Here is a 10,803-nt window from a genome sequence, read left to right on the forward strand (position 1 = left end):
AGCTGGAGCCGAACGACGAAGAGGGCTTGGAGAACGAAGAGGAGCGCAGCTTCATGGGAGGGCCTCGAGAGTGAGTGCAGCGACGGACCACCCCTACTGCACCCCGCGTGCCCACCGTTTCACGGCCCCGGGTTCCGCCGGCCCTTCCTGATTCCAGGGGGTTACGTCGAAGCAACAGTCCTTCCCGGAGGCGGCCCTGGTGACTGGAGTCGGAGGCCTGATGTCTCCAGACATCAGGCCCCCGGTTCACCCCGTAGACATGCCGCTGGGGCCGTAGCGCCGCGGGGAGGTGTCACCCGAGTCGCTGCTTCAGCCTACTGGCACCACGCTGGATACGACGGAGTGATGACGGTCCGCCCCGACTCCGTGATGGTCAGGATGGAACCCTCCGTGGCGCCAGTCACTGCCTTCGCCGTGGCGGTAAAGCCAGTCGTTCCGTTCAGCGTGACCTTGTAGATGAACCGGCAGCCTCCCACCCAGGACGCGTCCGGGACGGCGGCGCGGGTGCCATTCGGGCAGCCCTCCGGCATGAAGCCGATCAGCGGCAGGTTGGTGGAGTACTGGTCCCTCTCCGCGAAGTACGACTGCTCCACCACGTGGATGTAGCCCATGTTGAACCGCGCCTCCCGCAGCTGGGCCTCGCAGGTGAAGGATTGCGGCGACTGGCACTCCGCGGAGTCCACGTAGCGGCGCACCCCCTGGCGCTCCAGCCAGAAGAGGCGGCCGGAGACGGGGTGGGTGCCAATCTGGAGGGTGATTCCCGCGGACGCCGTCCCCGCCACGCCCTGCGCCACCGCCGTGAAGCCAGGCGACGGATGCGGCGTGATGCCCGTGACCTTGTAGGAGAAGTTGCACCCGGACACCCAGCCTGCTCCCGGCACGGGGGCGCGGCTGCCGTTCGGACACGCCGCGGGCGCGAAGCCGATGCTGGCGAGGTTCAGCGTGAAGACATCATACGCTCCGAAATACGAGGACTCCGCCGCGTAGATCGACCGCATCTCGCGGATGGCCTCGCATTCCACCGTGCCGCAGTCGACCGGCGTCCCCACGTCCGCCCAGGCGGTCGCGGACACTCCTGTCATTCCCAGGCACAGCACGGACAGCCACTGCTTCAGGTTCGGCTTCATGAGGCGTGAGCTCCTTTTCGGGAAAAAGTCGCGCCTTGGACACGCACGCCCTGTCACAGGTTCCGTTCGCCGGTCACATGTCAGTTCCTGTTCGAGCGGGTGGTGTTCGCGGTGTGGGAGCGGGGAGGGGACGGACCCAACCTGCGAACCTTCCGCGAGCGGTTCGCCTGACGCGACGACTTCGTGCGTGTCGTTGCTCCACTGCGCCGGCTTGTCACGATGTCTGGGAATTGACTAGAAGTCCGCCCCTATGTTCCGAAAGTCTTTGTCCCTCATGCTGCTCCTCGGCGCGCCCATCCTCTTCGGCGCGTGCTCCGACGAGCCCGCCGCCGCGCTCGTCATCGACCGGAAGTCGTTCGACTTCGGGGATGTGGAGGTGGGGAAGTTCACCGTCGAGCAGCTCTTCACGGTGCGCAACGCTTCGCCACAAGACGTGGAGTCGGTGTCGGTGTCCGTCGAGGGCTCCGAGTTCTTCGCCATCACCTCCAACACCTGCGAGAAGTACCTGGCCGCGGGCATGGAGTGCGAAGTGCGCGTGAGGTTCGCACCCCTCCTGGGCGGCACGCACTCCGCGCGTCTCAAGGTGACAGGGGCGGACTCGGTGAATCCGGCGGAGCTCCAGGGCACCGCCTTCGTGTGGGTGGACGTGACCTCCATGCCGCCGGGCACCCGCGTCGTGGCGGGGGATGACTCCTTCACGTGTACCCAGCCGTGCAGGCACGCGGTGCGCAAGACAGAGCTGACCCTGTACGCCGGTCCGGAAGGGTTCCCAACGTGGGGCAATGCCTGCGCCAATGTGGCCCGCGGCGGCTGCCTGCTCCACCTGAGCGCGTCGAGGTCCGTCGCCCTGGTGGCGTTCTCGCCTCTCTATCAGTGGGAGGTGCTGCGCAGCAGCCCGCCCATGACCGTGGCGCCGCTGGCCGACGGCAACATCGTCGTGCAGGACGCCCTGGGTGTGACGTCGCTGGACAGGTTCGGATATGAGCGCTGGTCAGTCCCCCTCAGCTCCACGTCGAAGCTCGTCGTCACCAGCGACTGGTACCTCTCGGTGCTGAGCTACAACGGTACGGTGACCCAGTACGACGGCGACGGGCGGGTGCGGTGGACGTACACGCCGCCCCAGCAGTCCTCGAGCGAGGGGCACGTTGTGGCGGACGTCTTCGGTAACACCTACGTGCTGATGACGCAGGGGAGCCATGACACCGCGCTGGCGATGAAGCTCGTCGCGCTGTCGCGCGAGGGCGTCGAGCGGTGGAGCACCGTCATCAGTGAAGCGCAGCTCAACTTCCCCTTCGGCTTGGGCGTCATGGGGGATGGGAACTCCGTCTACGTGGGCGGCACCGCGTACAACCGGGGCACCAACCCACAGGACCTGGTGTTCGTGAAGCGCTTCATCCGGAAGCTCACCCCTGCTGGGGGGACGCAGTGGACGAAGGAGGGCAGCTGGGGCGCCGTGGCCTTCACCCTCTCGGGTGAGATGGTCTCGTTCATCAACAACGGCACGCCGCCGGGAGGCTTCATGGCCTCGTGGTTCGACTCCGCGGGCAATGTGCTGTGGAATACGCAGACGTCACCAGGCCAGGGGCCGGGCCTGGTCGACGCGTACGTTTTCCCCTCCAACTTCAACCTCGCTCCCAGGTTGCTCCTCGGCGGCCATGAGATGGGTCCCGGCACCAATGTCTACACCTACGGCCGGGGCTGGTTCGCCGATATGGGCGACAGTTCGAAGCTGGCTCCGGGGCCCATCACATACATCGACTCGCCGCTTGGAAATGGGGCCTGGGTCAGCACCCTGGCCTATGCGGACCTCGATCGTCATGTGGTGGTGGGCGGCGGCTTCGGCACTCTCTCGGAACCGGCAGGGGGCTTCATCCGCCTGTACGACCCCCGCACGCTCACGATGGAGCGGTGACGCCTCCGGTTCAGCTGGGACTGGGGGGGCGCGGAGAGGGGCCGCGCCTGGAGGAAGTCGACGAGGAAGTCGCGGAAGGCGGACACCTTCCGCGGCACGTGCTGGGCGCGGGGGGGAGCATGGTCAGGGACGTGGTGGACAGCGTGTAGCGCGGCATCACGCGGACCAGCTGCCCGGAGGTCACGTCCGCCAGGGCGAGGAAGGAGGGGAGCAGCGCGATGCCCGCGCCCGCCTTGGCTGCTTCACGCAGGAAGAGCATGTCGTCCGCGAGGACGTGCGCATGCTTCTCGGGCAGGCCCAGCGCTCCCAGGTGCTTGAGGCCCCGGTACGCGACGAAGTCATGGGAGGTCAGGTCCTCCGTCGCGCGCGGCACGCCCCTGCGCGCCAGGTACGAGGGCGACCGCGTGGCTGGACGGCGCGCTCAAGGAGAGGGGCCTGGGCGCGGAGCGGGTGGTGCTGCTGGGCTTCTCCCAGGGCGCCATCCTGGCCCAGTGGCTCGTGCTCCACCGTCAACCGGCGCCGCTGGCCGTGGTGTCGCTGTCCGGACGGCTCGCGGTGGATGCGCCCGCGGTCCCGGGGTCGACCTCCGTGCCCGTTCTCCTGGTGCACGGCGCGAGGGATCCGGTCATCCCCGCGCGGTTCTCCGAGGATGCAGCCCGGGAGCTCGAGGCGCGCGGTGCCCGGGTCCGCCTTCGGTTGTTCCCCACGCTCGCGCACGGCGTGGACGCGGCGGTGCTCGACGAGGTCCAGCGGTTCCTGACGGACACCCTGCCTCCTGACTGAAGTCAGACAGGGCAGGGGCAGAGCCTGGGATGGCACCGGCGTCCGGCGCTAGGCTGCCCGGCATGGATTCCCCGCCTGAAGCCGAGCTCTCCACCGACGCGCTTTTCGCCCGCACGCTCCAGGGCGGCGAAGAGGACGAGGGCGCGTGGCGGGCCATCTGGCAGCTGCACCACCGCGGTGGGGAAGAGGTCTTCCAGCGGTCCGCCGCCTGGCTCCAGTCGTCCTCGCCGAAGGAGCGGGGACGCGGCGCGAACGTCCTATCGCAGCTGGATTTCCGGCACCGCTCCCCGGAGCTCGTTGCCCGCTTCACGGACGCGCTCCTACCGGCGCTCGCGAAGGAGCAGGACGCCGCCGTGCTGGAGGCGATGGCCGCCGCCCTGGGCCACCTGGGGGATCCCCGCGCGGTGCCAGCGCTCCTTCCCCTGAAGGGCCACCCAGACGCCCACGTCCGCTTCGGCGTCGTCATGGGGCTGGCGAGCCACCGGGACGCCCAGGCGCTCCAGGCATTGATCCACCTCTCCCGCGACGCTGACGAGGTCGTGCGCGAGTGGGCCACGTTCACGCTCGGCTCCCAGGCGCGGGAGGTGGACACGCCGGAGCTGCGCGAGGCGCTGGTGGACCGGCTCTCCGAGACCCACGTCAAGATTCGCGGGGAGGCGCTCTTGGGATTGGCCTTGCGCAAGGACGCACGAGTCCTCGAACCGCTGCGGCGCGTGCTGGAGGGGCCCGTGGTCACCACGCTGGACGTGGAGGCGGCCCAGGCGCTGGAGGACGTCTCGTTGCTCCCCCTGCTGCTGGGGCATCGGGAGGCCTTCGACGGGGAGGACGAGGACCCCGAGTTCCGCGCGGTCCTCTTCGAAGCCATCCACGCCCTGGAGTCGCTTCCCCGGTGACGGCCGTCACACTTCGCACCGTCACCGTTTCGTGACAAAGCTGACTAGCTAGAAATAATCAGAAATCGGAAAATATCCGAGCCTCCCGTTATAGGGCGCACCGCGGAACATTCCGGGTCCAATGCCGGGGTGCTCCTGCTTGTGATTGACGCCTGTATCAAAGGACTCCACACCATGATGTTCTCCCGCACCGACTCCGTGCGCGCCCTTCGGGGCGCGTTGCTGTCCTCCCTGTTGCTTGCTCCGAATGCCTTCGCCGCCGACGGGGCCCCCGCCTCGCTCACGACGAGCAGCGAGGAGGCGCACTGGGGCTACGACCAGACCCTGAGCCCGGAGCACTGGGGCGAGTTGCCGGGCGACGCAACCTGCGCGCAGGGCGTGGCGCAGTCGCCCATCGCGCTGGTGACCGCGGGGGCCGCCCACCCGCGCCTGGACGTTCCCAGCTTCCACTACGCCACCAGCCGCGTGCGCATGCTCAACACGGGGCACACGGTGCAGTTCACCTACGACAGTGGCAGCACCGTCCGGGTGGGGGCCAGCGAGTACAAGCTGGCGCAGTTCCACTTCCACACGCCCAGCGAGCACACGAAGGACGGCGTGGAGTATCCGCTCGAGCTGCACCTGGTGCACACGGACGCGAATGGAGCTCCCGTGCTGGTCGTCGGAGTCCTCATCGAGGAGGGCGCGGTGAACGCGGCGCTGTTCACGGCCTTCCGGCACCTGCCCCGGCACATGGGGGAGGAGAGCGTGCCCGCGGGGGCGCTCCTCAACGCGAGCGCGCTGCTGCCGCACGACAAGGCGTTCTTCCAGTACGCGGGTTCGCTGACCACGCCCCCTTGTACCCAGGGCCTCCAGTGGTACGTGATGAAGCAGCCCATCCAGATGTCCGACGCGCAGATCGCCGCGTTCGAGCGGCTGCCGCACCTCAACCCGAACAACCGCCCCCTGCAGCCGCTGAACGGGCGCACGGTCAGCGCGCACTCCGGGCGCTGAAGGCCAGGCGCTTCTGTACCGCCTCCCGCGCTGGGAGGCGGAACTTCGCACGACACATTTCGTGCCCCGGAATTAGGGTGGCCGGATGGCCACGAAGAAAAGCCCGATTCCGAAGGCGAAGAGCTTCAATGCGGGGACGCTCACCGCCGACACCGTGTGGTCCCTGTTGAAGCAGCACGCGCGCGGCACGTTCGCGAAGTCCAGCACGCCGCGCGTCGCGAAGCGATTCATCCAGGAGCGCACCGCCAGCGAGCACGCCGGAGGAGACATCCTCTACCACAAGGGACGCCTCGTCCTTGACGCGCTCACGACCCGCAAGCACCCGTGGATCGGCCTGCTCATCGTCGAGGGCGACCTGGTGGTGAAGGGCCGTTACGAGGACTCGCTCGACCCGGAGTCCGTGGTCATCGTCACGGGCTCGCTGCGCGCCGGTGACATCATCACCGAGGGCTTCCTCGAAGTGCATGGCGACCTCGTCGCCGAGCGGTCCATCCTCTTCCTCGGCAACGATGCCTGCACCGAGGTGTTCGGCGATGTCCGCGCGCCCTTCGTCTACACGCAGTACCACGCCGTCAACGTCCACGGCGGCGTGAAGGCCCAGCTCGTGACCGGAGACGCGAAGCAACACATCCGCGCCCGCCAGAAGCACGCCTTCATCGAGGAGACCGACCGCCGCGTCCGCGACCTCCTCTCGCCGAAGCTGCTCAAGCGCTTCGCGGACGAGATGTTCGAGGACGAGGACGGCGACGAAGCCGACCCCGATGCGCCGTGGATAGACGCCATCGACGCGGAGACGCTCGCCGACTTCGTCCGGCGCGGCAAACCCGCGCTCGCGGAGAAGGCCCCCGCGGCACGCAAGTCCCGCCGCGCCTCGTAGAAAGGGGGAGTCGTCCAAGTCCGCGATGTGCACGTCGATGCCCTGCGTCTGGTGGCCGTCCGGCCAGTGGACGATGACGTCCTGCGCGTGGCTGTGCTGGAGCCGGTCCCACTCCTGGTGGGTGAACACATCGAAGTCCAGCGTGTCGAACGTGGCCAGGTGCGCGTTCTCCTGCGCCTCTTCCTTTTGATAGCGCTCCAGCTCCTCCTCCTCCGCGCTGGTGCAGGCGAGGGGGTGAGCACTTCATTGTTGCCAGGATGGAACGAAGCGCCAGCGGCCCTGGCGCATCAGGTTCAGCTTGGGCTGGTGCGCGGAGGGGGGCCCGCATATAGGCTGTCATTCCCTGTGCGGTGAATGACGAGGAGGCCGATATGAAGGGCCTTGGGTTCGCGGCAATGGTTTGTGGATGGCTGGCTTCCGGCTGCGCGATGGCTCCTTCCCCGGCGGCCACGCCCCCTGCGCAGGTTCGCGAGTCCAGCAAGGAGGCTCCGCTGGCCTCCGCTGTCCTGGACCTCCTCGAGGAGTACCCGGTCGTCGGTCTCGGCGAGGAGCACCGGGGGCGTCAGTTCCACGACTTCTTCCTGGAACTCGTCGCGCATCCGCGGTTCGCGGAGCGGGTGGATGACGTGGTCATCGAGTACGGAGGAGGGCCCCACCAGGGGCTGGCGGATCGCTACTTCCTGGAGCTGGAGGCCATCCCGGACGCCGAACTCTCCCGCATCTGGAGGGACACGACCCAATGGCTGGTCTGGGACTCCCCGCTCTACGAACGCGACCTGAAGGCCATCCGGCGGCTCAATGAGACCCTACCGAGAGCAGAGCGGGTCCGGGTGGTCCTGGGAGATCCTCCCATTCCCTGGTCCGAGGTGCGAAACGCCCGGGATTACAAGGCCTACGAAGACAGGGATGGCTTCTTCGCGGAAACGACCCGCCACGAGGTCCTGGCCAAGGGCAGGCGCGGGTTGTTGGTCGCTGGAAGCGCCCACTTCATGGAGAAGGGGCCCCGGGATCCGGCCTTCCCCAAGATGGAGCCCAACACCGCGGAGCACCTCAATGGCACACAGCCTGGAACGCTGTTCACCGTCCTCGTGCTCCCCGCCAGGGAAGCGGTCCAGAAGGAACTCGGGCTCGGCGAGGCTTCGAGCCTCATCGTCCTGGGCCAGACCGACCTGGGCGCCCGAAGCTATGCCGTCATCATGCCCAGGGCGGTGAGCATCCAGGTCGTCGAAAACGGCGAGAAGGTCATGAAGCCGCTCTGGCGGATGTCCTGGCCCCCGATGCGGGACGTGGTGGATGGCCTGCTCTGGCTGGGCATGGGCAGGGACCGGGTGGATCCCCCCGCGGAGCTCTACCTGGAGCCGGCCTATCAGCACGAACTGCGCCGCCGCGCCGCCATCCTGAGCGAGGTCAACGGTGGCGACTACGCGCAGGATCTCCAGTCGCTGATCGATGAAGCCCGCGCCGCGAAGTCCCAGGAGGCCCCCTTGCCGGAAGGGTGACCCTCAAGGAGCAGGGGGTTCGTGGGCCACGACTGGCGCGCGCTACTGCCGCGCCTCGTCTGCTTCCTCATACATCTTGGCCAACACCTCGGCGGCCTTGGTCGGGTTGTCCTCGATGTGGGCGTACATTCCCTGGAGCGCTTCAATCAGGGAGTGGCGATCCGGGGTGAACGCCCCACCCAGGAACCAGGAGCTGTCGTTCAGGTACTTGTCCAGCCAATGCATGGCCACGCAATAGCCGACGAACTCCTTGTCTTCGCTGCTCAAGTCGAGTGCTTCGCAAAGATTCATTACCTTCATGATGGTCGCGGAGGCACCAAACATCGTCGTCGGCGCGTAGTACGCGTCCCCCTGGTATTGGATGACCGCGTGCTTGTCCCACGGGTTGATGCGGGCGAAGAGGGCCTTCAGGAAGTTCATGACGGCGGGGGTGCCAGGACTCAGGAAGAGCTGCCCCATCTTCCAGGTGAGCCGGGACGTTTCAGCGACCGTGCCGGACTTCATTCGCGGCTCCGTCTTCGACTTCAGCTTCAGCCGGGACTTGACCTCGCCCTTGTACGCGTCCGCGCTGATGATGAAGGTGCCGCCCAGCGTGCAGATGGCCTGGTTCGTCCATCCCTTGTAACCCCCAGAGACCTTGTTCAGCAGCGCAAGTGCTGTCTTGGGGGTATGGGACTTCGCGTGGCTGGCGTCGACCACCGCCAGCGTCCCGCTGTAGGGGTTGATCGAGCTGCCCGGAAGCGCCTTGTCGATCAAATCAGAGAGTGCTTCCGAGGCACGCGTCAGGGAACCGGAGGCTTTCTCCATGACTTTCTGGAGCCGCGTATCCAGCGCGATCTGATCCCAGGTCCACTTGCGGATGACGTGCTTGGAGGTTCCCCACCAGGGGACGACATCCCATTGGCCGCGCATGCGATGCGTGTCGACATCGCTCTTGAGCCGCAGGGTCCGCGACTCATCCGAAGTCAGCTTCCCGTGGTGGCCGCGGTACCGGATGGAATAGGCATTCCCGAGGAAGAACATCACCAGCAACACGAGGCCGGTCGAACCGCCAAGGCCCGAGAGCCAGCACATGACGAGCAAGAGGAAGAACTTCCACATCGGACTTCTCCCTGGATAGGGACGGGTTCGGTCGAACCGGGCTTGTCCAGGGATATACGAAATTTACAGCCACGACGTCAAACGGGCCCGCCTGAAAAACTGTATCAATCGGTGATGCGCACATGGCGGGGCTGGGCCTGCACCCGCTCGAACCAGGCGCGGATGGCGGGATAGCGGCCCAGGTCGAACCGGCCCTCTTCCGCCACGTGCGTGTACGCATACAGCGCGATGTCCGCGAGGCTGTAGTGCTCGCCCGCGAAGAAGGGCCGCTTGCGCAGCTCGCCCTCCATGATGTCGAGCGCGGCGTAGCCCTTCTGGATGCGCTCCTCCAGCTCCTTCTCCTTGCCGGAAGGGACACCGAAGAAGGTGAGCCACGCCCGCGCCACGGCGATGTAGGGCTCGTGGCTGTACTGCTCGAAGAACATCCACTGGAGCATGCGCGCACGCTCCAGCCGGTCGGTAGGGATGAAGGGTGTGCCCTCGCCGAAATACCAGAGGATGGCGTTGGACTCGGCGAGGAAGACCCCGGGCTCCAGCTCCACGGTGGGCGTCCGGGCAATGGGGTTCATCGCCTTGAACTCCGGCGTGCGCGTCTCTCCCGCGGAGAGATCCACCTCCCGCGTCTCGAATGGAATCGCGAGCTGATGCAGCAGGAGGCGGACCTTGTAGCAATTCCCAGAGGGGTTGAACTGGTGGAGTTTGATCATGGGCGGTGAGTCTACTCCCATGAGGCGCCGGGGTCAGGCACGGGTCATGGGTAGACGCAGGTCACATCAAAAGCGCCGTTACTGTCGCCCCAGCTTGCGAAGGCGCCGTCGCGCAGGACGACGTGACCGATGCGATAGGGGGTCGAGGTCCAGATCCATTCCAGCGTCCATCCCGCGTTCGCGAGGAAACGACCGCCTTTCGTGACGTGCAGGGCTTCCAGTTCCGATGAAGTCGGAAGCCGCCACCCCGCGTGACCGGCAGTCGTCCTGCTGGAGCAATACGTCTCCGCGTCCGCATACGTGCGCAGGGTCGCGTCCGGCCTCATCCAGGTCCGTCCTGCATGGGAGACGGTGGCGGGGTATTCCCCCGTCCCACGAACGCACGTCAGGAATTGCTTGTCGGTGTCATTGGAATAGCTGACGCCGCCGGTCGACATGCGAGTCACCTGATGGCCACTGGAATAGGGTGACATCGTCCAGATCCAGTCGAGGGTCCAGCCTTCCGCCGCGAGAAGACTCGTCCCTTTGTCGACCCACAAATCGGTCAGTTCATCCATGGTGGGCATGCGCCATCCGGTCTGACCCGCGATGACCATGTTCGCGCAGGATGTCTTTCCGTCCATCCAGGTCACGGTGGCCGTCCCCGGCTTCACCCAGGTCAATCCACCGCTCGTGAGCGTGCCGGTGGGGTCGACGGCCGTCGGCAGCCCGGAGACAGAGAAGGACTTCGAGGCCGAGAGGCCGTGGGCATTGGTGACGACGACGGTGACGGTGGGGGTGACGCCCTGAGCGATCCCCTCATTTGAGTGAGCAGATCGCCAGCCGCCTGCCTGACAGGCCCGTGCGAGGCGGGGTGGTGTGGGGCAGGAAGAGAAGCCATGCTGGGACGCAAAGTGGCCATCAACGAAGAG

The 10,803-nt window shown here is 66.8% G+C and carries 11 protein-coding genes; 6 read left to right on the forward strand and 5 right to left on the reverse strand.

The window, feature by feature from the left end:
* Positions 1 to 314: 314 nt before the first annotated feature.
* A complete protein-coding gene (locus D7Y15_RS39635) occupies positions 315 to 1,127 on the reverse strand; it encodes a hypothetical protein (RefSeq protein WP_120580915.1) in 813 nt (270 codons plus the stop codon).
* A 250-nt stretch (positions 1,128 to 1,377) separates the two neighbouring features.
* Here D7Y15_RS39635 and D7Y15_RS39640 point away from each other — a divergent pair, with 250 nt between their 5' ends.
* Entirely contained in the window at positions 1,378 to 3,039 is a 1,662-nt protein-coding gene (locus tag D7Y15_RS39640; RefSeq protein WP_121755804.1) for a choice-of-anchor D domain-containing protein, read from the forward strand.
* 10 nt (positions 3,040 to 3,049) lie between these two features.
* Here D7Y15_RS39640 and D7Y15_RS39645 read toward each other — a convergent pair whose 3' ends face one another.
* Positions 3,050 to 3,427 carry a LysR substrate-binding domain-containing protein gene (locus D7Y15_RS39645; protein WP_121755805.1) on the reverse strand — a complete coding sequence of 126 codons (378 nt, stop codon included), beginning with the start codon at positions 3,425 to 3,427 and terminating at the stop codon, positions 3,050 to 3,052.
* A gap of 47 nt (positions 3,428 to 3,474) precedes the next feature.
* Between D7Y15_RS39645 and D7Y15_RS39650 the strand changes: the two genes are divergently transcribed.
* The 5 genes from D7Y15_RS39650 (at position 3,475) to D7Y15_RS39675 (ending at position 8,084) form a co-directional block, all read left to right on the forward strand.
* Positions 3,475 to 3,822: an alpha/beta hydrolase gene (locus D7Y15_RS39650; protein WP_255430437.1), complete on the forward strand. Its 348-nt coding sequence runs from the start codon at positions 3,475 to 3,477 to the stop codon at positions 3,820 to 3,822.
* A gap of 62 nt (positions 3,823 to 3,884) precedes the next feature.
* On the forward strand, positions 3,885 to 4,715 hold the full coding sequence (locus D7Y15_RS39655) for a HEAT repeat domain-containing protein (RefSeq protein WP_121755807.1): 831 nt from the start codon (positions 3,885 to 3,887) through the stop codon (positions 4,713 to 4,715).
* 174 nt (positions 4,716 to 4,889) lie between these two features.
* A complete protein-coding gene (locus tag D7Y15_RS39660; protein WP_121755808.1) occupies positions 4,890 to 5,708 on the forward strand; it encodes a carbonic anhydrase in 819 nt (272 codons plus the stop codon).
* Between the two features lie 85 nt (positions 5,709 to 5,793).
* The gene (locus D7Y15_RS39665; protein WP_121755809.1) at positions 5,794 to 6,585 is read left to right on the forward strand and encodes a polymer-forming cytoskeletal protein; all 792 of its coding nucleotides are present in this window, start codon (positions 5,794 to 5,796) and stop codon (positions 6,583 to 6,585) included.
* A 428-nt stretch (positions 6,586 to 7,013) separates the two neighbouring features.
* Complete coding sequence (locus tag D7Y15_RS39675; RefSeq protein WP_121755811.1) at positions 7,014 to 8,084, forward strand: hypothetical protein; 1,071 nt, start codon at positions 7,014 to 7,016, stop codon at positions 8,082 to 8,084.
* A gap of 42 nt (positions 8,085 to 8,126) precedes the next feature.
* Here D7Y15_RS39675 and D7Y15_RS39680 read toward each other — a convergent pair whose 3' ends face one another.
* From D7Y15_RS39680 to D7Y15_RS39690, 3 genes are all read right to left on the reverse strand, one after another.
* Positions 8,127 to 9,185 (reverse strand): hypothetical protein, encoded by a 1,059-nt coding sequence (locus D7Y15_RS39680; protein WP_121755812.1) that lies wholly within the window; start codon positions 9,183 to 9,185, stop codon positions 8,127 to 8,129.
* A gap of 104 nt (positions 9,186 to 9,289) precedes the next feature.
* Positions 9,290 to 9,892 carry a glutathione S-transferase family protein gene (locus D7Y15_RS39685; RefSeq protein WP_121755813.1) on the reverse strand — a complete coding sequence of 201 codons (603 nt, stop codon included), beginning with the start codon at positions 9,890 to 9,892 and terminating at the stop codon, positions 9,290 to 9,292.
* Positions 9,893 to 9,936: 44 nt separating this feature from the next.
* Positions 9,937 to 10,803: DUF1566 domain-containing protein (locus tag D7Y15_RS39690; RefSeq protein ID WP_148712990.1), on the reverse strand; the 867-nt coding region annotated here is incomplete at its 5' end.

Source organism: Corallococcus sp. AB030 (assembly GCF_003668965.1).
Lineage (GTDB): Bacteria > Myxococcota > Myxococcia > Myxococcales > Myxococcaceae > Corallococcus > Corallococcus exiguus.

Excerpts from the sequence above, each read along its gene's own strand:
- D7Y15_RS39635 (WP_120580915.1), bottom strand. The coding sequence starts at position 1,127 with ATGAAGCCGAACCTGAAGCAGTGGCTGTCCGTGCTGTGCCTGGGAATG.
- D7Y15_RS39640 (WP_121755804.1), top strand. The coding sequence starts at position 1,378 with ATGTTCCGAAAGTCTTTGTCCCTCATGCTGCTCCTCGGCGCGCCCATC.
- D7Y15_RS39655 (WP_121755807.1), top strand. The coding sequence starts at position 3,885 with ATGGATTCCCCGCCTGAAGCCGAGCTCTCCACCGACGCGCTTTTCGCC.
- D7Y15_RS39660 (WP_121755808.1), top strand. The coding sequence starts at position 4,890 with ATGATGTTCTCCCGCACCGACTCCGTGCGCGCCCTTCGGGGCGCGTTG.
- D7Y15_RS39665 (WP_121755809.1), top strand. The coding sequence starts at position 5,794 with ATGGCCACGAAGAAAAGCCCGATTCCGAAGGCGAAGAGCTTCAATGCG.
- D7Y15_RS39675 (WP_121755811.1), top strand. The coding sequence starts at position 7,014 with ATGGCTCCTTCCCCGGCGGCCACGCCCCCTGCGCAGGTTCGCGAGTCC.
- D7Y15_RS39680 (WP_121755812.1), bottom strand. The coding sequence starts at position 9,185 with ATGTGGAAGTTCTTCCTCTTGCTCGTCATGTGCTGGCTCTCGGGCCTT.
- D7Y15_RS39685 (WP_121755813.1), bottom strand. The coding sequence starts at position 9,892 with ATGATCAAACTCCACCAGTTCAACCCCTCTGGGAATTGCTACAAGGTC.